General features: G+C 68.4%; 22 protein-coding genes. 12 read left to right on the top strand and 10 right to left on the bottom strand.

All coding sequences use genetic code 11. From position 1 onward, the window contains the following. The first annotated feature begins 23 nt into the window (after window positions 1–23). Together ACZ6YV_RS34745 and ACZ6YV_RS34750 are read left to right on the top strand one after the other, a co-directional pair. Entirely contained in the window at window positions 24–458 is a 435-nt protein-coding gene (locus ACZ6YV_RS34745; protein WP_465513635.1) for a hypothetical protein, read from the top strand. A 246-nt stretch (window positions 459–704) separates the two neighbouring features. Continuing rightward, a complete protein-coding gene (locus tag ACZ6YV_RS34750; RefSeq protein ID WP_465513636.1) occupies window positions 705–1079 on the top strand; it encodes a hypothetical protein in 375 nt (124 codons plus the stop codon). Here the strand turns inward: ACZ6YV_RS34750 and ACZ6YV_RS34755 are convergent. Together ACZ6YV_RS34755 and ACZ6YV_RS34760 are read right to left on the bottom strand one after the other, a co-directional pair. Further along, window positions 1048–2310, bottom strand: coding sequence for a sugar ABC transporter substrate-binding protein (locus ACZ6YV_RS34755; RefSeq protein ID WP_465513637.1), 1263 nt, complete (start codon window positions 2308–2310; stop codon window positions 1048–1050). The two genes, ACZ6YV_RS34750 and ACZ6YV_RS34755, sit on opposite strands and share 32 nt — an antisense overlap. 100 nt (window positions 2311–2410) lie before the next feature. Continuing rightward, entirely contained in the window at window positions 2411–4048 is a 1638-nt protein-coding gene (locus ACZ6YV_RS34760; protein ID WP_465513638.1) for a long-chain fatty acid--CoA ligase, read from the bottom strand. Between the two features lie 451 nt (window positions 4049–4499). Between ACZ6YV_RS34760 and mihF the strand changes: the two genes are divergently transcribed. Beyond that, window positions 4500–4811 (top strand): integration host factor, actinobacterial type, encoded by a 312-nt coding sequence (gene mihF / locus ACZ6YV_RS34765; RefSeq protein ID WP_005155963.1) that lies wholly within the window; start codon window positions 4500–4502, stop codon window positions 4809–4811. Window positions 4812–4918: 107 nt separating this feature from the next. Further along, window positions 4919–6058, top strand: a complete 1140-nt coding sequence (locus tag ACZ6YV_RS34770) for an isochorismate synthase (RefSeq protein ID WP_465513639.1) — start codon at window positions 4919–4921, stop codon at window positions 6056–6058. On the opposite strand, the gene ACZ6YV_RS34775 is transcribed toward ACZ6YV_RS34770, so the two are convergent. Both ACZ6YV_RS34775 and ACZ6YV_RS34780 read right to left on the bottom strand, forming a co-directional pair. Then, window positions 6055–6744: a 4'-phosphopantetheinyl transferase family protein gene (locus tag ACZ6YV_RS34775; RefSeq protein WP_465513640.1), complete on the bottom strand. Its 690-nt coding sequence runs from the start codon at window positions 6742–6744 to the stop codon at window positions 6055–6057. The two genes, ACZ6YV_RS34770 and ACZ6YV_RS34775, sit on opposite strands and share 4 nt — an antisense overlap. After that, on the bottom strand, window positions 6741–8081 hold the full coding sequence (locus ACZ6YV_RS34780; RefSeq protein WP_465513641.1) for a cation:dicarboxylate symporter family transporter: 1341 nt from the start codon (window positions 8079–8081) through the stop codon (window positions 6741–6743). Before ACZ6YV_RS34780 ends, ACZ6YV_RS34775 begins: the two co-directional genes overlap by 4 nt. Window positions 8082–8207: 126 nt before the next feature. Between ACZ6YV_RS34780 and ACZ6YV_RS34785 the strand changes: the two genes are divergently transcribed. Then, entirely contained in the window at window positions 8208–9377 is a 1170-nt protein-coding gene (locus ACZ6YV_RS34785) for an acyl-CoA dehydrogenase family protein (protein WP_465513642.1), read from the top strand. Between the two features lie 56 nt (window positions 9378–9433). Here the strand turns inward: ACZ6YV_RS34785 and ACZ6YV_RS34790 are convergent, their stop codons facing one another. From ACZ6YV_RS34790 to ACZ6YV_RS34805, 4 genes are read right to left on the bottom strand one after another with little or no spacing between them, the layout of a single operon-like run. After that, window positions 9434–9760 carry a hypothetical protein gene (locus ACZ6YV_RS34790; RefSeq protein ID WP_378241076.1) on the bottom strand — a complete coding sequence of 109 codons (327 nt, stop codon included), beginning with the start codon at window positions 9758–9760 and terminating at the stop codon, window positions 9434–9436. A gap of 58 nt (window positions 9761–9818) precedes the next feature. Continuing rightward, window positions 9819–10460: a TetR/AcrR family transcriptional regulator gene (locus ACZ6YV_RS34795; protein WP_465513643.1), complete on the bottom strand. Its 642-nt coding sequence runs from the start codon at window positions 10458–10460 to the stop codon at window positions 9819–9821. Further along, window positions 10451–11995 carry an ATP-dependent acyl-CoA ligase gene (locus ACZ6YV_RS34800; protein ID WP_465513644.1) on the bottom strand — a complete coding sequence of 515 codons (1545 nt, stop codon included), beginning with the start codon at window positions 11993–11995 and terminating at the stop codon, window positions 10451–10453. The genes ACZ6YV_RS34795 and ACZ6YV_RS34800 overlap by 10 nt, the downstream gene beginning before the upstream one ends. Then, window positions 11992–12735 (bottom strand): enoyl-CoA hydratase/isomerase family protein, encoded by a 744-nt coding sequence (locus tag ACZ6YV_RS34805; protein ID WP_465513645.1) that lies wholly within the window; start codon window positions 12733–12735, stop codon window positions 11992–11994. Before ACZ6YV_RS34805 ends, ACZ6YV_RS34800 begins: the two co-directional genes overlap by 4 nt. A 47-nt stretch (window positions 12736–12782) precedes the next feature. Between ACZ6YV_RS34805 and ACZ6YV_RS34810 the strand changes: the two genes are divergently transcribed. The 7 genes from ACZ6YV_RS34810 to ACZ6YV_RS34840 all read left to right on the top strand — a co-directional run bounded on the left by ACZ6YV_RS34810 (window position 12783) and on the right by ACZ6YV_RS34840 (window position 18032). Next, window positions 12783–14372, top strand: a complete 1590-nt coding sequence (locus ACZ6YV_RS34810; protein ID WP_465513646.1) for an amidohydrolase — start codon at window positions 12783–12785, stop codon at window positions 14370–14372. A 5-nt stretch (window positions 14373–14377) separates the two neighbouring features. Continuing rightward, the gene (locus ACZ6YV_RS34815) at window positions 14378–14827 is read left to right on the top strand and encodes a GNAT family N-acetyltransferase (RefSeq protein WP_465513647.1); all 450 of its coding nucleotides are present in this window, start codon (window positions 14378–14380) and stop codon (window positions 14825–14827) included. A gap of 35 nt (window positions 14828–14862) precedes the next feature. Then, complete coding sequence (locus ACZ6YV_RS34820; RefSeq protein ID WP_020631721.1) at window positions 14863–15546, top strand: metal-dependent transcriptional regulator; 684 nt, start codon at window positions 14863–14865, stop codon at window positions 15544–15546. A gap of 187 nt (window positions 15547–15733) precedes the next feature. Continuing rightward, window positions 15734–16120, top strand: coding sequence for a transcriptional regulator (locus tag ACZ6YV_RS34825; RefSeq protein ID WP_378241090.1), 387 nt, complete (start codon window positions 15734–15736; stop codon window positions 16118–16120). Between the two features lie 10 nt (window positions 16121–16130). Then, window positions 16131–17189, top strand: a complete 1059-nt coding sequence (locus ACZ6YV_RS34830; RefSeq protein ID WP_465513648.1) for a zinc-dependent alcohol dehydrogenase family protein — start codon at window positions 16131–16133, stop codon at window positions 17187–17189. Between the two features lie 85 nt (window positions 17190–17274). After that, window positions 17275–17412, top strand: coding sequence for a hypothetical protein (locus tag ACZ6YV_RS34835; protein ID WP_465513649.1), 138 nt, complete (start codon window positions 17275–17277; stop codon window positions 17410–17412). Then, window positions 17400–18032, top strand: coding sequence for an alpha-ketoglutarate-dependent dioxygenase AlkB family protein (locus ACZ6YV_RS34840; RefSeq protein ID WP_465513650.1), 633 nt, complete (start codon window positions 17400–17402; stop codon window positions 18030–18032). The genes ACZ6YV_RS34835 and ACZ6YV_RS34840 overlap by 13 nt, the downstream gene beginning before the upstream one ends. Here the strand turns inward: ACZ6YV_RS34840 and ACZ6YV_RS34845 are convergent. Beyond that, entirely contained in the window at window positions 17995–18732 is a 738-nt protein-coding gene (locus tag ACZ6YV_RS34845; protein WP_465513651.1) for a tyrosine-protein phosphatase, read from the bottom strand. The genes ACZ6YV_RS34840 and ACZ6YV_RS34845 overlap by 38 nt on opposite strands. A gap of 238 nt (window positions 18733–18970) precedes the next feature. Next, window positions 18971–19514, bottom strand: a 544-nt coding sequence (locus tag ACZ6YV_RS34850) for an IS256 family transposase (RefSeq protein WP_465513652.1), incomplete at its 5' end; no start/stop codon positions are given.

The raw sequence follows: 19514 nt of genomic DNA on the forward strand, positions 1-19514 counted from the left end.
CGGCGAACGAGGAGGTGGCCCCCGTGGGTGCTTCGGCTTGGTCTGTCCGCGGCCGGTTCGCCGGCGACCCGGAAGCCGCGCTGGACGCGATCAAGGCACGCGTCTTCGCGGAGGGCGACTACCTCTGGGAAGAGGACGAGCTCGGCCGCCCTGATTCGGTCGACGAGCTGTACGAAGTGGAGAGCGTCCAGGAGTCGGGGACCCATTCCGTGCTCGACGTCCACGAGTTCATCAGCGCCACGGGCGAGGACGACTTCGGCACGATCCGGCCCTTGACCGACGCGGAGCTTCTCACCGCCTTCGGCACCGAGGAGCCGTCCGTCGCCGGATTCGACGAACTCGACAAGGCGGGACAGTTGCCGTACGAACGCCGCCCGCGCTGGAGCGCGAACTGCGCGCTGCTCTACGAGGACGACGTCGCCATCGAACTGGCGATCTGGGGCGTTTCCGGGGACTAGAGCTCCTTGAGGCAACGTTGCCGGTGGTCGTGAGTGACGTTTCGGGTTCTCTTTGAGGGGTAAGGCAAAGGTGGCGTGGTCGTGGGCGGGGCCGGCGGCGGGTGAAGGCGTGACTCGCGTGCTCGGGCACGTGACTCGCGTGTTTGGAGACGTGACTCGCGTGTTTGGGCACGTGACTCGGGTGTGCGGCGTCCGATCACGTGAGTTCCGTCTCCAAGCACACGAAATCCGACGCTGCAGAACTACGTGATCATCGACCTGGACCTGATCGAGCGGAGCATGCGGCTCAAGGGCGCGGACACCGACGGCGCGCCGGGCTATCTCGGCGCGTTGCGGCTGGTGGGGAACGTTTTCATCGTCGGCAACGCGCTCGGGCTGCTTGTCTGGTTCCGCTGGCGTTGGCTCTTCTGGCCGGTGCTCGCGGTCAACGTCGGCCAGGCGTTCGGCGTCTTCGTCGTGCCGTTCGAAGTGCACCGGGCCGCGATCGCCGAACACGGCTGGCCGGGGGTGCTGCCCTCGGTGGTCACCGACGGCGGCGCGGCGATCCTGTCGATCGTCCTGATAGTTGCCTACGTCCGCTCGCGGCGGCTCACGCGGACAGGCGACCCAGTTCGGCTTTGACGGCCTCGACAGCCTTCTTCGTCTCGGCGACCGGGTCGGCGCCGTCGCGGGCGATGCGGCCCAGCGCGTCGACGAGCGCGGCGTTCGCCGTCGGAGTCCACAGTGGACCGGCGGCGCGGCCGTTCTCCTTGACCAGCTTCGCGGCGTCGCCCGCCGCCTCGACTTTGCCGAGCACGCTCAGCCGCGCGGGCAGGTGGAAACCGAACTTGGTGGCGAACTCCTGCTGGAAGTCGGTGCGCTCCAGCCACAGCCATTTGACGAAGTCCTTGGCGGCGCTGGGGTTCAGGCTCTTGGAGTGCACCATCGCGCTCAGTCCGCTGACCGGGACGGACGGCGCGCCCGCCGCGTCGAGGCGTGGGAAGGCCAGGACGCCGAAGTCGTCCTTCATGGTGTCCTGGATCTTCGGCAGGTTCCACAGCCAGGTCCACTGCATGGCGGCGAGCCCGTCGATGAACGGGATCGGGTCCGCCCAGTCCGTCGAAGCGCCCAGCAGCAGCGAACCGTTGAGCTCGTGGAGTTTCGCGAACGCCGTGGCGGCACGCGGATCGTCGAAGCCGACGGCTTTGCCGTCCTTGACGTAGTCGAGCCCGGCCGCCCAGAGCAGCGGCCCGGCGAGTGCCGACGCGCCCGCGTCGTTGCCCGCGAACAGCCCTTTGACGCCGTCCCTGGAGAGTTTCTTCGCCGCGTCGACGAGCTCGTCGAGCGTCTGCGGCGGCTGTACCTTGGCCTCCTGCAGGAAACTCTTGCGGTAGAAGAGGACCTGGGTGTCGAGCGCCTGCGGGATGCCGTAGGTCTTGCCGTCGACGGTCTGCGCCGCGAGCACGGACTGGTTGAAATCGCCGCGCACGGGCCCGATGACGTCGTCGAGCGGGACGAGGAGGTTCTGCCGGACGCGGTCGACGGTGACCTGGCCTTCGAAGACGTCCGGGACAGGGCCCGCCTGCAGTGCGGCGTTCAGCTTCGTCTCGTAGTCGTCGGGATTCCACTGCACCGCGACCTTGGACTTCTGGTACGCGGCCGCGTAGCGCGCGACGGCTTCCTGGACACCGGCTTCGGGATACGGGTGGTACCACTGCGAGAGGTCCACCGGTTTCGGTTTCGGCCTGGTCATCCCGGCGGAGTACGCCGTCGAGGGTGGCGGGCTTCCTGTTTGGACACTGTTCGACCCGCAGGCGGAGAGCACCGTCGTCCCCGCCAGCGCCAGGAACGCGCGCCTGCTTGTCTTACGCACCAACAAAACCCTTCGCCGAACGCCGTGAAGGCCATCTTCAGGGATTAGAGTCCCTCAAGATGGCCTTCACGGAAGGGCAGGCGCGCGGGAGATTAACCCGTTAGAGCTGACTGATGTCGAGTTTGCCTTCGGAGTGGAACGCCCGCAGCCGCTTCTTGTCGAACTTGCCGACACTGGTCTTCGGGACTTCGTCCACAAAGGTCCAATTCTCCGGGAGCTGCCACTTGGCGACCTTGCCGGACAAGAACTCGCGCAGTTCTTCGGCCGTGACGCTCTGGCCTTCCCTGAGCACGACGGCGACCAGCGGGCGCTCGTCCCACTTCTCGTCGGGGATGCCGACCACGGCCGCCTCGGCCACCGCGGGATGGGCCATCACCTGGTTCTCCAGGTCCACCGAGGAGATCCACTCGCCGCCGGACTTGATGACGTCCTTCGCGCGGTCGGTCAGCGTGAGGTAGCCGTCCGGGCTGATCTTGCCGACGTCGCCGGTGCGCAGCCAGCCGTCGTGGAACTTCTCCGGATCGGGCTCGTCACCGGTCGTGCCGCTGTAGTACGACGCCGCGATCCACGGCCCCTGCACTTCGAGCTCGCCGACACTTTCGTTGTCCCACGGCAGTTCCTCGCCGCTGTCGCCGATCAGCCGGGCGCTGACGGACGCCGGGAACCGGCCCTGGGTGTAGCGGTACTCCCAGGCCTTCTCGCCGGTCGCGGCGGCGGGCGGGCGGGCGACGCTGCCCAGCGGGGACGTCTCGGTCATGCCCCAGGCGTGCAGGATCGGCACGCCGTAGCGGTCCTCGAAAGCGTGCATCAGCGACGGCGGCGCGGCCGAGCCGCCGACGACGACCTCGCGCAGATGCGAGATGTCCTGCGGGTTCGCGTCGAGGTGCGACAGCAGGCCCTGCCAGATCGTCGGGACGGCGCCGGCGAAGGTCGGCTTCTCGGCGTCGAGCATCTGGGCGATGGGGGCGGGCTGGAGGAAGCGGTCCGGCATCAGCAGCGAGGCGCCGACCATCAGCGCCGCGTACGGCATGCCCCACGCCATCGCGTGGAACATCGGGACGATCGCGAGGGCCTTGTCGTGCTGGGCCAGCCGCATGCTGTCGGTCATCGTGACCTGCATCGAGTGCAGCCAGATCGACCGGTGGGAGTACGCGACGCCCTTGGGGTCACCCGTGGTACCCGAGGTGTAACACATCGCGGCGGCCGAACGCTCGTCCACGTCGGGCCAGTCGAAGGTGTCCGGCTGGCCGGCCAGCAGCTCGTCGTAGGAGTGCACCTGGACGCCGTCCGGCGCCGGGAGGGCGGAGGCGTCGCCGTTGGCCACGATGACGTGGCGGACGGTCTTCAGCTCGGGCAGCTGCTTGGCCAGCAGCGGGATCAGCGTGCCGTCGACGATGACGACCTGGTCCTCGGCGTGGTTGGCGACGAAGACCAGTTGCTCCGGGAACAGCCGGATGTTCAGCGTGTGCAGCACCGCGCCCATCGCGGGAATGGCCAGGTAGGCGGCCATGTGCTCGGCGTTGTTCCACATGAAGGTGCCGACGCGCTGGTCGCCGGTGATGCCGAGGCTCCGGAGGGCGTTGGCGAGCTTCGCGGCGTGCCTGCCGAGTTCGCCGTAGGTCTCGCGGCGGGCTTCTGAACCGGTCCAGGTGATGACTTCGCTCTCGGAGTGCACCCTGGTGCCGTGGCGGAGCAGCCTGCCCAGCGACAGCTGTCCGTCCTGCATCGTGCTCAACATCGCGTACTCCCGTGGTGCTCGTTCTCCGGTGAACTGGGGTTGGGCCGACTCTAATGCGGGTCGGGTGAACTGGTCAGTAACGTCGGAGGCAACCGTTCGGTCACGGTGTCGCGCTAACGGGTGTTCGCCGGTTCGGGTCAAGATCGTCGATAAATCGTATTTTTCCTACCATGAAACGAAAAATGGCTAACAGTGCGAAGTGATGGCATCGCTCATAAGGGTGATGAACGCCATTGAATCGCCGCCCGAAGGACGTGTTTCCGCAGGCTGGGGCGGGTTGCCCATGGCGTGGTCGAAGGGTAATAAGTGCGTGTCGGTTTCACGGCCGAGGAACGAGTGGCGTTTACTGGGGCCGTGGTACAGAGACGGCTGGCCAGCGCTTGCTCTTGCAAGCATGGTTTAAAGGCCGTCGGCCGCGAAAGCGGAGACCTGAGATGAAAGGACTACTACGTTGGCTCTGCCCACGTTGACTCCGGAGCAGCGCGCCGATGCCCTCGCCAAGGCGGCTGAGGCTCGCAAGGCGCGCTCCGAGCTGCTTGCGTCGATCAAGTCCGGCAAGGAGAGCATCGACAAGGTGCTCAAGCAGGCCAAGGAGAACAAGACCATCGGCAAGACGAAGGTCACGCAGCTGCTGAAGGCCGTGCCCGGTCTGGGCGCGGTCAAGGTCGCCGCCCTGCTGGAGCAGGCCGGGATCGACCCTGACCGGCGTGCAGCCGGCCTGGGTGAGCGGCAGCGCGAGGCCCTCCTCGAGGCGCTGAAGTAACGCTTCCGCCCAGGTCACGGGCTGTCCAGGGGAAGGTGTCGCCTGAGAGGCTGTTGCCCGGGCAACACTTTCCCCTGGTCTCAGCCGGAGCCTGGGACGCTGGTGGGGTGACGACCAGTACCGCACCGGCGACCCCGGCAGACCTGGCCGCCCGCTACGAGCGGGGCGACTTCCTCCTGGCCACGGCCCGGAACGCACTCCTCGCGAGCGGGGCCGCGGGCACCGCGACCGACACCGATCCGGCGCGGCTGTCCAAGGCTCTGCCTGGGCTGTTCGCCGACTCGGGCGCACCGATCGCGGTCGGTGTGCTGCCCTTCGACACCACTTCCACGCCGAGCCATCTGGTTCTGCCTCGCACGGTGCAACGCGCATCGTCCGATCGAGCGGCCGTCCCGCCGCGCACCGTTCTCCCGCAGCCGGTCAAGGTCACTTCCGTGCCCGAACCGGAGGCGCATCTCGCCGCCGTCCGCGCGGCCGTCTCGGCGCTGAGCGACCGTGACCTGCGCAAAGTCGTCCTGGCCCGCGCTCTCGACCTCGACTTCGCCGACGCCGTCCCGGTCGCCGACGTCGTCCGGAACCTGGCGAACGGGAACCCCCGGCACACCACCTACGCCGCGCAGCTGCCCGGCGGGCGCACGCTGGTCGGCGCCACCCCCGAGCTCCTGCTGTCCCGCACCGGCGGCGCCGTGCTGTCCCGGCCGCATGCCGGGTCGATGCCCCGGTCGGCGGACCCGGCGATCGACAAGGCCCATGGTGAGGCGCTCCTGGCGTCCGAAAAGGACCACGTCGAACACGCCGTGGTGGTGGAGTCCGTCGTCGAGATCCTGCGGCCGTTCTGCCGCACCCTCGACGTCCGCGGCCCCGAACTGGTCTCGACGCCGGCGATCTGGCACCTCTCGACCACCGTCACCGGTGAGCTGATCGACTCCGGCGTCACCGCGCTGGACCTCGCCGCCGCGCTGCATCCGACCCCTGCGGTCTGCGGAACGCCGACCGACGCCGCACGCTCCCTGGTCCAGGAGCTGGAGCCGTTCGACCGCGCCTACTACGCGGGCGCCGTCGGCTGGGTCGACGCGGCGGGAGACGGCGAATGGGCCGTCGGGATCCGGTGCGCGGAGATCGCCGACACCTCCATGCGGCTGTACTCCGGCGGCGGCATCGTGCCCGCGTCCGACCCCCGGACCGAACTCGACGAGACCTCGGCGAAGTTCCGCACCCTGCTGGCCGCCATGGGTCTGGAGATCTAGAGGGTCACGAAGTCTTCGGTGACCGAGATGTCGTCCGAGGTGATCAGCGCGACGGCGGCCCGGTAGCCCTCGGTCGCCTTCAGGTCCGCGAGCCGGGTCCGCGCCGGGTCGAGGGCCGCGTGGCTCGACCGGACCAGCCGCGCCTGTTCGTCGTATCCGGAGAACGTGATGCTCTGCAGCGGGATCTTGAGGCCCTTCCCGGTGGCCTTCATGACGGCTTCCTTGCGCGTCCAGTACGTGAAGAACGCCGTCGCGCGCTGCTCGGCGAGCAGCCCGGAGATCGCGGCCTGCTCGGTCGGGGTCAGCGCGTACTCCATGAGCGAGTCCTCGGCGCGCCTGGTGGCCGTCTCGACGTCGAGGCCGACCGGGGTCCCCGCGGTGGCCGCGACGCCGATGAGGTCGCCGGAATGCGAGATCGACAGCATCAGCGGCGCACCGGGCACCCGGGGGCGGCCGTGCGGTTTCCCGCAGTCTTCACAGGTCGCGTCGAAGCTCACGTCTTCGACAGCCAGGCCGAGCCGCTCGGCGGCGACGGTCTTCGCCAGCATCCGGCCGGTCAGGAACCGGCGCTTGTCGATGTCCTGGCGGTAGCTGTCGTACCGGCCTTGTTCGACCTCGTCGAGCAGGGCCAGGAACCGGGGTTCAGCGGGCAGGGGCGGGGACCAGTGGACCGCACATTCGATCACGTCTCCTTTCTACCCGATTCGACACTGGCATCACTCGAGTTTTCGTCGAGCAAAGTCGCTTCGTCGAACGGCGACTCGCCATTCAGCGTCCGATCCAGCTGCTCGCGGTCGATCTCGTTGGTCCAAGTGCCGATCAGCACGGTCGCGACGGCGTTGCCCGCGAAGTTCGTCAGCGCGCGGGCCTCGGACATGAACCGGTCGATGCCGACGATGAACCCGACGCCGTCGACCAGTTCCGGCCGGTGCGACGACAGCCCGCCCGCCAGCGTCGCGAGCCCCGCGCCGGTGACCCCGGCGGCTCCCTTCGACGCGATGATCATGAACACCAGCAACGAGATCTGCTCGCCGATGGTCAGTGGCTTGTCGAGCGCGTCCGCGATGAAGATGGACGCCATCGTCAGGTAGATCGCGGTGCCGTCGAGGTTGAACGAGTACCCGGTGGGCACGGTGATGCCGACCACGGGTTTGGAGACGCCGGCGTGCTCCATCTTCGCGATCAGCCGCGGCAGCGCCGACTCCGAAGACGACGTCGAGAGGATCAGCAGGAACTCGCGGCCGAGGTATTTCAGCAGTTTGAAGATGTTGACCCTGGCGAACACGCCGATGATCAGCCCGAGCACCCCGAACACGAACAACCCGCAGGTGATGTAGAAGCCGAACATGATCACCGCGAGGCTCTGCAGCGCCTTCCAGCCGGTCTCGCCGACGACGGCGGCGATCGCGCCGAACGCGCCGACCGGGGCCGCCCACATGATCATCGCCAGGATCCGGAACACGAGCCGCTGGATGTGCTCGATGCCGCGGCGGATCGGCTCGCCCTTCGGACCCAGTTTCTGCAGCGCGAACCCGGCGAGCAGCGCGACCAGCAGCGTCTGCAGCACCTCGCCCTCGGTGAACGCCGAGACCAGCGTCTTCGGGATGATCCCGAGCAGGAACTCGACGGTGCCCTCGCTCTTGGCGATCTGGTCCTGTCCCTTTTCGGCGATCTCGGGGGTCAGGTGCAGCCCGGCGCCCGGCTGGAGCAGGTTGCCGACGACCAGGCCGATGACCAGCGCGACCGTGGACATCACCAGGAAGTAGCCGATCGCGAGCCCGCCGACGCGGCCGACCTTCGCCGCCTTCGCCACCGAGCCGACGCCGAGCGCGATCGTGCAGAAGATGATCGGCGAGATCATCATCTTGATCAGGTTCACGAACCCGGTCCCGAGCGGCTTCAGTTCCTTGCCGAACTGGGGGAACAGGATGCCGACCGCGATGCCGAGCGCCACCGCCGCGATGACGGCGATGTAGAGGTAATGGGTCCGGTCCCGCTTCGCCGCGGGTGCCTGCGTGCTCATGGGTGCCCTTCAACGAGACGAGATCAGGTTGCGAAAACTTATGACAGTTTCTCGGCGAACGACAACCGAAGCGGTACGCTGAGCTAAGCGAGCGCTTAGTCAATGCCGAACAGGAGCGGGCTGACCATGGATTTCTCTCTCAGCGTCGAGGAACGCGAGGTGCGCGACTGGGTCCGCACGTTCGTCCAGCGGGACCTGATGCCGCGTGAGCAGGAGGTGCTGCGCCGCGAACGCGCCGGTCAGCCGGGTCTCACCGCCGACGAGCTGCGCGAGCTGCAGCTCAAGGCCAAGGAGTCCGGCTTCTGGGGGGTGCAGACGCCCGAGGAGTACGGCGGCATGGGCCTGTCCGCGGTGATGACCGCGCTGCTGGAGGCCGAACTCGGCCGCACGTTCGTGCCGTTCCGCTTCGGCGGGAACGCGGACAACATCCTGTACTACGCCAACGACGAGCAGAAGGAGCGCTACCTGCTCCCGACGATCTCGGGCGAACGCAAGTCGTGCTTCGCGATCACCGAACCCGGCGCGGGTTCGGACGCCAAGGCCATCCGGACCTCCGCCCGCAAGGACGGCACCGACTGGGTCATCAACGGCGAGAAGACCTTCATCACCGGCGGCAACGAAGCCGACTTCGTGATGGTGTTCGCGATCACCGACCCCGAGAAGGGCGCGAACGGCGGCGTCACCTGCTTCCTCGTCGACCGCGACGCGGGCTGGAAGTCCGAGTACATCGACACCATGGGCGAATGGGGCCCGGCGGCGCTGGTCTTCGAGGACGTCCGCGTCCCCGAGACGCAGATCCTCGGCGAGCTCGGCCACGGTTTCGACCTGGCCATGCAGTGGATCGGCGCGGGCCGCTACCTGCTGCCCGCCCGCGCGATCGGCTCCTGCGAGCGGCTGATCTCGATGGCCATCGAGCACGCCAACACGCGGGAGACGTTCGGGCAGAAGATCGCCGAGCGCCAGGCCATCCAGTGGATGATCGCGGACTCCGGCACCGAGCTGGAGGCGCTGCGCTGGCTGGTGCTGCACGCCGCCTGGCAGGTCGACCAGAAGCTGGACTCGCGGCACGCGCAGTCGATGGCGAAGCTGTACGGCGGGGTGAAGGCGAACGAGATCGTCGACCGCGTCCTGCAGATCCACGGCGGAATGGGCTACACGCGGGAACTGCCTGTCGAGCGGTGGTACCGCGAACTGCGGCTGCTGCGGATCTACGAGGGCACCGACGAGATCCAGCGCCGGACCATCGCGCGCAACCTGCTCAAGGGGCACGTCAAGGTCGGCGGCACCCTCGGCTAGACGAAGGGGCCTTTCCCCGCGAAATCGCGTGGAAAGGCCCCTTCACCGCGTTTGCCCTAGTCTTCCTTCTTCCCCCGCATCGCGATCGGGACCCCGGCCAGGTCCTCTTCGTTGCAGAGAAGCTTCACGTCGTAGTAGGGCGAACCCTTGCGGTCGTCATAGTCGAGATGGACGGCCAGCACATCGACCGGTTCCCCGAGCCACTCCTGAGCCTGGCGTAGCCATGTCGCGCACCGTTCGAGGGCCGAGGGCAGGTCGTCGTCGCGGAAGCCCACCGGGCGGTAGGGGACGTCTTGCACCTGATCACGGGGGTTCGAAGGCACCGGCAACGCCGGCGAGAGACCCGAGTCGTCCAGTTCGAGTTGGATCGTTTGCTCAGTCACCCTTCGAGCGTCCCCCAGACAAGCCGTCTGAGCAAGGCGTACCGTCCTAAAGTCGCCGCTAAACGGGCACTCGCCACACTCCCGAGACCACTTCACGGCAGTTTTGCAAGGCTGTGACATCCAGATGACGTTCACAGGCGAGCGCGCGCAGCGCCAGTTCCGCGTAATGCGAGGCCAGCTGATCGAGGGTGAGCGGCCCGGCAGGTGAATACCAGCGGGCGACCCCGCTGCACATCTCCACCAGTGCGAGCCTGGTCACCGAAGGCTGGTCGGTGTGGAAGACGCCGGCCGCGACACCGTCTTCGATGGCGTCCGCCCACAGCCTTTCGTAGGCGTCGCGCAGCCCCACGACCCCGGCCCTGGCGCCGGGGGTGAGCGCGTGGACCTCGTTGTCCACCACGCGGGTGTCGTCCGGCTGGATGGCGTGCGCGAGGACGTGCAGCGCCACCAGGGATCCGAGCCGGGACACGGGATCGGTGAGCCCGGCTGTCGCCTGCTCGGCCGCGTCGAGCAGGCGCCGCAGGGATTCGTTCATGATGGCCACCAGCAGGTCCTCTTTGGTGCCCATGTAGTGGTACAGGCTGGCGGACGACAGCTCCGCCTCCTGGGCGAGATCCCGGATGCCGGTGCCGTGGAAACCCTTGGTGGCGAACAGTTTCACCGCGGCCTGGCGAACCCGTTCGCGAGTACTTACAGCCATGTTTCGGTGGTCCTGTCCCAAGAACCGGCGCGGAGGTCTTCCGCCTTCCTCAGCTCACCCTTGGCGACCCGTTCCGACGGCGTCATCGGCAGTTCCGCCGCGAAGGTCCAGAACCGGGGGATCTTGAAGTAGGCCAGTTTCGCCGAGCAGAACTCCGCCAGCTCGGCAGGTTCGCACCGGTGTCCTTCGTTTTCGTCGAGGACGAGATACGCCTTGACCTCCTCGCCGCGGAGCTCGTCCGGCACCGCGATGACGGCGGCGAGCTTGACCGCCGGATGCAGCTGCAGCGCCCGCTCGACCTCGTCGGCGGAGATGTTCTCGCCGCTGCGGCGGATCATGTCCTTGGTGCGGCCCACGTAGTACACGCGGCCCTCGTCGTCCATTGTGGCCAGATCGCCGGTGTGGAACCAGCCGCCGTCGAACGCGCGCCTGGTCGCCTCGACGTCGTCGTGGTAGCCGTGCATCAGGCCGACCCCGCGGATCAGCAGCTCGCCGGTTTCCCCGCGTGGCAGCGGTTTCCCGGCCGCGTCCGCGATCATCACCTCGCGCTTCGGCGCGGGCCTGCCGAGGCAGCCGGTGCCGATGGTCTCGTCGTGATCCGCCGGGTACATCCGGATGTCGCCGCCGGTCTCGGTCATGCCGAAGGCCTCGAACCACGGCGCGCCCCAGCGTGCTTCGAGCGCGGCGTGCAGGTCACGCGGGATGGCCGACGCGCAGATCGCGCGGACCCGGTGTGCCTTGTCCAGCTCGCTTTCCGGCTGGCGCAGCAGAAGCGTGGGCATCAGGCCGAGGCAGTAGAACCAGGTGACGCCGTGTTCGCGGATCTTCTCCCAGAACGTGGACGGGTGGAAGCGGTCGAGCACCACCAGCGTCGCGCCGCCCGCGAGCCCCAGCGCGACGTTCCACTGTGGATCGATGTAGTGGAACGGTTGCGCGGTCAGGATGACGTCGTCCGCGCCGACCGCGGGGAAGTCCGTGGCCAGGCTGATCGCCAGCGTCGTCCAGTACCGGTTCGGCAGCACGCAGCCCTTGGGGGCACCCGTGGTCCCCGAGGTGTACTGGATGTTGACCGGGCGTTCACCTTCACTCGAAAAGGCCTGGCTGCCGCCGGGATCGGTGAGTTCGCCGGGCGTGAGCACGCGTTCCAGCGAGGTCTCCGGCGCGATCTTGGCCAGCAGTTCCAGGAATTCCTCGGCCACGACGGCGAACCGGGCGCCGGAATGGCGCAGCACGTGGGCGCCGTCGAATTCACGGTACCCGGTGTTGACCGGGACGAGCACCCCGCCGATCTTGGCCAAGGCCAGCCACAGCAACGGGAATTCGGGCTGGTTGCGCAGCATGACCGCGACCCTGTCGCCCGGCCGCGCGCCGAGGTCCAGCAGCGCCCGGGCGAACTCCGTGCTGCGCTCGTCGACTTCGGCGAAGGTGAAGCTTTCGCCGGTGGAGTCGAAGATCCACGCCGTCCTGTCCGGCCAGAGCGCGGCGGCGCGGCCGGTCAGCCCGAGGAGGGTGTCGACCCCGGCGAGCGAGGTCACGTCCGGCTCCGGAACGCCTCGGCCGACGCGGCGACCTCGGCGGAGTGTTCGGTGATCAGCGCGTGGCTGACCTCGAGTTCGAGCGCGGCGTCGAGCGAGCTGTCGATGCCGGAATCGAGGGCGCGTTTGGCCATCGTGGCCGCGGCCGCCGGATGGGCGGCGATCCGGGCCGCCCAGTCGAGCGCGGTGTCCATCAGGTCGTCGGCGGGCAGGACGGCGTTGACCAGGCCGAGTCCGTGCGCTTCGGCGCCGCTCACACGCTCGCCCAGCAGCAGGAGTTCCTTGGCCTTCAGCGGGCCGACCAGCAGTGGCAGCAGCCGCGACGCCGCACCCGTGACGCTGAGGCCCAGCGAGACCTCGGGGAAGGCGAACACCGCGTCTTCGGCGGCGAGGATCAGGTCGCAGCCCATCGCGAACTCGGCACCCGCGCCGATCGCGTAGCCGTGGACCGCGGCGATGACGGGCTGGCGGAGCCCGCGGAGGCGGCGCGTCACGTCTTGCAGCCGATCGAGCCTGGGGCGTGAATCACCCGCCGGGGTGGGCTCCTTGAGGTCGTGGCCCGCGCAAAACGCACGCCCCCGGCCGGCGAGCACGACCGCCCGCGCGTCCGAACGCGCGGCCGCGTCGAGGGCTTCCAACAGGTCGTCGACCAGTTCGGCGACCACCGCGTTGAGCCGTTCGGGGCGGTTCAGCCAGATCACGGCGATGCCGTCGTCGAGTGCGTAGTCCACGGTGCTCATGACGCCGAGCCTAGACGACCGATCGATCGATCGATAGGGTCGAATCCATGCGGGTCGACACGGTCTACGAGAACGCCCGATTCCTCACCGGGACGGAGGAATCCGTAGCACTTGCGGTGCTCAACGGGCGAATAGTCGCATTGGGCACTGATGCTGCCGCGCTTTCCGCAAAACGACGCGTCGACCTCGGCGGCTCGGTGGTGGTGCCCGGTTTCCACGACGCGCACAACCACATGGCCTGGTTCGGCATGGCGCTGGACGACGTCGCCCTGTCGGATTGCCGCAGCGTGGACGAGGTGTACGACGCCGTCGCGCGCCGCGCCGCCGAAACGCCGTCGGGCGAGTGGATCATCGGCAGCGGCTACGACCAGAACAAGCTCGTGGGCGGCCATCCGACCAGGCAGGGGCTCGATCGCGCGGCGCCCGGGCACCTCGTGCGGCTCAAGCACACGTCCGGGCATATGACCGTGGTCAACTCCGCCGTCCTGGAGCGGCTGGACCTGGAGAACGTGCCGGTGGGCGGTGACGTCGTCCGCGACGAAGACGGCTCGCCGACCGGTCTGCTGCGCGAACAGGCCCAGCTCCTGCTGCGGCCGCTGACCTACCCGACGCCGGTCGAGCGGGTCGTCCGCGGCCTGGACAGGGCGAGCGAGCGCTACCTGGCCGAGGGCATCACGAGTGTCCAGGAGGCCGGGATCGGCGGGGGTCTCGTGGGGGAGACCCCCGCCGAACTCGCGGCCTACCAGGTGGCGCGCGACCGCGGGGTGCTGCGGGTGCGGAGCACGGTGATGGTCGCGGCGAGCGTGCTCCACGACCTCGACGCGGGAGCCGGATTTGGTCTCGACCTGGGGATGCGTACCGGGTTCGGCGACGAATGGCTGCGGCTCGGCGCGATGAAACTGTTCGCCGACGGCTCGCTGATCGGCCGGACCTGCGCGATGCACGAGCCGTTCGCCGGTGAGCCGGACAACGTCGGCTACTTCCAGGTGCCCGAGGACGAGATCGCGCGGACGATCGCCGCCGCGCACCGGGCAGGCTGGCAGATCGCGACGCACGCCATCGGCGACCGCGCGATCACCGTCGTCCTCGACGCCTACGAAGCCGCCCTGAAATCGGACCCGCGGCCCGTTCACCGGCACCGCATCGAGCACTGCGCGGTACTGCGGCCCGAAGAGCTGAAGAGACTGGCGTCACTGGGGCTGATCGCGTCGCCGCAGGGCCGGTTCGTGAACGAGATCGGCGACGGGATGCGCGCCGCCCTCGGCCCCGAGCGCGAGCCGTGGTGCTACCGGCTCAAGAGCCTGCTCGACGCGGGATGCGTGCTCCCCGCCAGCTCGGACCGCCCCGTCGTCCAAGGCGCGCCGCTGCTCGCGCTGGCCGACATGGTGCGGCGGAAGACCGCGTCCGGTGTCGTGCTGGGGCCCGACGAGCGGCTCACGCCCGCCGAAGCCCTGCGCGCGTACACCTACGGCTCCGCGTACGCCGCTTTCGCCGAGAAGGACCTGGGCACGCTGGAGGCCGGCAAGCTCGCTGACTTCGCCGTCCTCTCGGCCGACCCGACCGACGAGTCCACTTTGGATTCGATCCACGTCGTCGCCACCGCCGTCGGCGGCGACCTCGTCTACGAACGGAGCTGAGACTGATGCCGGTACGGGACGCCGTCGCGGGCGACATCGAGGAGATCTGCGCGCTCATCGAGGAGCACGCTGTCTACGAGGACAAACACGATCTGAAGCTGGACCGCCAGGAGATGGCCGGATTCCTCTTCGGACCCGCTCCGAAGGCGTGGGTGCTGCTCGCCACCCCGCCGGACGCGCCGGACGAGGTCGCCGGCTTCGCCTTCTGCAGCTGGAACTTCTCCACCTGGGAGGCCCGGCCGGGGATCTGGCTCGACGACCTCTTCGTGCGCCCGGACCACCGGCGGTTCGGCCTCGGGCGGGAGCTGCTCGACGAGCTGAGCGCCCGGACACCGGGCCGCGTCGAATGGGACATGCAGGAGGGCAACGAGAAGGGCGAGGCGTTCTACGCCCAGCTCGGCGCCGACCCCGTCCCCGGCTGGATCCGGTACCGCTGGCGACCGCACGCTGGGTGAGTCGCGGCCAAGCGGCACGCCGTAAACTCTGACCCATGGGTGAAGGGGCGAACCGCAGGTCGTCGTCGGTGGAGGACTACGTCCGGGTGATCTACGGGCTGGTGGAGCGCGGTGAAGCCGTCACCAACACGTCGCTGGCCGGGCGGCTGGAGGTCAGCCCGTCGTCGGCGTCCGGCATGGTCACCAAGCTGTCCCAGCTGGGGCTGGTCGCGCACGTCCCGTACCGCGGGATCGAGCTGACCACCGAAGGCAGGCAGCTCGCCCGCTCGGTGCTCCGCCGCCACCGGCTGATCGAGACCTACCTGGTGTCCGAACTCGGCTACACCTGGGACGAGGTGCACGCCGAGGCCGACGCGCTCGAACACGCGGTGTCGGACAGGCTCGTCGAACGGATCGCGGCGAAACTCGGCAACCCGGTGCGCGACCCGCACGGCGACCCCATCCCCGCCCCCGACGGCAGCGTCGAGGAGATGCCGATGCGCATCCTCGACGACCTCCCGCCCGGCGCGGTCGGCGAGATCGTCCGCGTCTGGGACACCGACCCGGAACTCCTGCGCTACCTCACCGAGCACTCGATCGGCCTCGGCGAGCGGATCGAGGTCGTCGAGCGCCAGCCGTTCGGCGGGCCGATGGTGGTCAAGGTCGGCTCGCCGCCGGACGCGGCGACGCACGCGATCGGCAAGGAGATCGCCCAGGCGCTTTCGGTCGCGCTGCGCTGACCCGTGTCCACTGTGGACGCGTTTCGTCCGGGCCTCGCGGTGGGAATTTTCCCTACGTCCCTGCATAATTCGGCCTTCGGGCACGTCACCCACATGCCGGGCGGATAGGTGATCTAAGGCCCTTCCGATCATGTGATCCCGCGCCTAGGCTGCGCTATTCCGGGTGGCTAGCGAGCGTGCGAAGGCGATGACAATGACCGGTCAGCGGACACACACCATCGACCGGGGGGTGGCGGAAGGACGTGAACTCAGGCGGCTGCTGGAGACCGGGCCGTTCGCGGACGCCCTCAGGGCGGCGATCAGGGCGAGGGGTCTCGGTCTCGACCGGATCCGGTACCGGCTGAGGGGGCGGGGGTGCTCGGTCAGTCTCGCGACGCTGAGCCACTGGCAGTCCGGCCGCTGCCGCCCCGAACGGCCGGAATCCCTGCTGGTGCTCAAGAATCTCGAAGACATCCTCGGGGTGCCGCCGGAGTCCCTGTCCCGGCTTCTCGGGCCGCCACGCGGACGTGCGGCCCGGTGTACGGTGCCCGGCGAGGGCCTGGTGATGCAGCGAGGCCGGGACACGGGAACGTAGGGAGCAAGGGTTGCGGGCGGTCGTCTTCGAGGAGTTCGGGGTGCTGCCCGAGGTACGCGAGGTGCCGGATCCGTCCGCGCCGCCGGGCGGAGTGGTGATCGCCGTCGAAGCGACCGGGGTGTGCCGCAGCGACTGGCATTCCTGGCAGGGTCACGACACGTCGGTGAAGCTGCCGCACGTCGCCGGGCACGAACTCGCCGGCCGGATCTCGTCGCTCGGCGAAGGCGTCCGAGGCTGGTCGGTGGGCGACAGGGTGACCGTGCCGTTCGTCTGCGCCTGCGGCAGTTGCGCCCAGTGCGCGGCCGGTGACCAGCAGATCTGCGACCGTGAGTTCCAACCGGGCGCGACCCACTGGGGCTCGTTCGCGGAGTACGTCGCCCTCGAAAACGCCGAGGTCAACCTCGTGGCGCTGCCGGACTCGCTGTCTTCGGCCGAGGCGGCGGCGCTGGGCTGCCGGTTCGGGACGGCGTTCCGGGCGGTGCTGCGCCAAGGCGGGGTCCGGCCCGGCAAGTGGGTCGCTGTCCACGGCTGTGGCGGCGTCGGCGTCTCGGCGATCCTGCTGGCCGTCGCGGCCGGTGCGTCGGTCGTCGCCATCGACCCTTCCCCGCAGGCCAGGGCGCTGGCCACACGGATGGGAGCGGCCTTGAGCGTCGACCCTTCCGGCTTCGAGGGCCACGAAGCCGTCGCTCTTCATGTTCGGGAGCTGACCGGCGGCGGCGCGCACGTCTCCCTCGACTGCCTCGGCTCGCCGGCCACCTGCGCGGCCTCGGTCGGCAGCCTCCGGAAGCGCGGACGGCACGTCCAGGCCGGGCTGATGCCGCCCGCGCAGGGCATCGCGCCGATCCCGATGCACCGGGTGATCGGCGGGGAACTGGAGATCGTCGGCATCCACGGCCTCCAAGCGCACGAGTACCCCGAGATGCTGCGGGTGGTGGAGACCGCCGGAATCGATCTGAAGGCCATGATCGGCAAACGGGTTAGCCTCGACGACGTCCCCGCGGTGCTGGTGGAAATGAACGACCCGGTGCCCGCCCGGGCCGGGGTGACGGTGGTCGAACTCGCCCTGTAATCGGGTGAACGCGTTGCGGTCAACCGGCCGATCGGAGTAATCCGAAAGGTGGTTTCCCGCGGCCGATTGTGGGAGCTTCTTCGCTGTGACAGTCAGGGACGCTCCGTCTCGCCCGCGTCTCGTCCTGCGCGTGCTGCGACGGTTCACCGCGGCCGGTGTCCTGGTGCGGGGCCACCGGATCGTCGGCGCGCGCCCTGGCAAACTCGACACGTGGACGCGCTGATCCCTCGCCCGCGCGCCGAAGTCGCGCCCGGTGCCGTACATATCCCCGACTGGCTCGACTTCGACGCCCAACGACGGCTTGTCGAAGCCTGCCGAGGCTGGCGTGGCTACCGTCAGACACGGCTGCCGAACGGCGGGGTCATGTCCGTGCGGACGGTCTGTCTCGGCTGGCACTGGCACCCGTACCGGTACGGGAAGGTGACCGACGACGGCTCCCCGGTACTCCCGTTCCCTTCGTGGTTGGGCGATCTCGGTCAGCGGGCCGTTCTTGATGCGTACGGGTCTTCGTCGTACGAGCCAGACATCGCGCTGGTGAACTTCTACGACTCCGCCGCGAAGATGGGGATGCACCAGGACAAGGACGAGGCCTCGCTGGAGCCCGTCGTGTCGCTGAGTCTCGGGGACGCGTGCGTTTTCCGGTTCGGGAACACGTCGGATCGCGGGCGGCCCTACACGGACGTGGATCTGCGGTCGGGGGATCTGTTCGTGTTCGGCGGGGAGTCGCGGCTGGCTTTCCACGGGGTGCCGCGGGTTTCGCCGGGGACCGCCGATCCGGGGCTGGGGTTGGTGGGGCGGCTGAACATCACTCTGCGGGTTTCGGGCCTTCCTTCGCCTTCTTGAGTGTTGTCAAGCGGGCTTGCAGGGCGGCCAGTTCGGCGTCGGACAGACCGTTGCCGAGAAGGAAGTCCGGCATCGTCAACGACGTGATCGTCGAGGTCAGCGATGCTTCGATGGTGGTGTCGCGGGCCGCGAGAAGCTCGGTCACCACGGTCAGTTGGTCACGGAAACCGAGTTCGTCGTACCGCTGCTTCATCCGGTCGTAGGTCAGCAGATAGTCGGCGACGATCTCCTCCGGCGCCGCTCCGGCCAACGTGAGCAACACCAGCGCCAGCAGCCCGGTCCGGTCCTTGCCGCCGGCACAGTGGAACACCACGCACCCCGGCGCTGCGTTGGCGATCGCCCTGACGGCGGTGATCACCGGCTCGGGATGTTCGGCCAGCATCGCCGGGTAGTACAGCGGTGAGCCCAAGTTGTCGATCTTCGTCCACTGTTCGTGGAAAGGCGTGCCGACCGGATCCAGCGGGGCATGAACGGTCGTGATTCCCGCTGGTCTCGGTGCGTTGTCCGGCTCGCGCTCGCCGGGATCGCGCAGATCGACCACGGTGCGGACACCGTACGCCCAAGCCGCCGCCCAGCCGGCGTCGCTCAAGCGCGTCGGTGCCTCCATCCGGACCAGCGCGCGCGGCCTGACCCGTCCCAGTCCGCCGAGGTCCCGGACGTTGACGCAGCCGTTCCAGAGGAGCTCTCTTCCGCCGGTCATGGTTACTGGACGCGTGAGGTCGGCCCGTGGTTGGCCTGCCTTGTGGAGTCCTTCGCCTGCTCGAAGTGCTGGGCCGGCGTGCTGCACTCGTCATCGGCGAGCCGCTGCGTCCTCAGGATTGGTGACAGGTGTTGGTGGCTATCGAAATCGTGGTCGCCGGCGGCGTGTTCGGGACCGGCAGTGATTGGTGGCTCTGTCATGATTTCCGTGTAAGCCACGGATGATTTCTTCTTTGATTCTAGTGGAGTGGCAGGCGATCAGGGAAGAGGGCGGCGAGGGTATTTAATGCTTGTTTCCAGCCTCGGGTTCCGGTTCCTGATGGTCCGCCTCGGTTGCTGGTGATGTTGCGGAGTCCGAGGTAGAGCAGTTTTGTTGCGGCGGTGTCGCTGTCGAAATGTCCGCGGTTCTTGGTGATTTTACGGAGTTGGAAGTTGATGTTCTCGATCAAGTTTGTGGTGTAGACGATTCTGCGGAGTTCGGGTGGGTAGTCGAGGAAGGGGGTGAAGTCGTTCCAGGCGTGTCGCCAGACTTGGATCGCTGCCGGGTATTGTGTGCCGAAGTTTTTATCGAACTGGGTGAGTGCGATCTCGGCCGCTTCGAGTGTCGGTGCGGTGTAGATTTCCCGCATGGCGGCGGCGACTTTCTTCCGGTCGCCGTAGGAGATGAAGCGCATGGCGTTGCGGATCACGTGCACGACGCAGGTTTGGACCACGGTGTCGGGAAACGCGCCGCGGATCGCGTCGGGCAGCCCGGTCAGGCCGTCGCAGCAGGCGATCAGGATG

The organism is Amycolatopsis sp. NPDC102522, assembly GCF_055584485.1.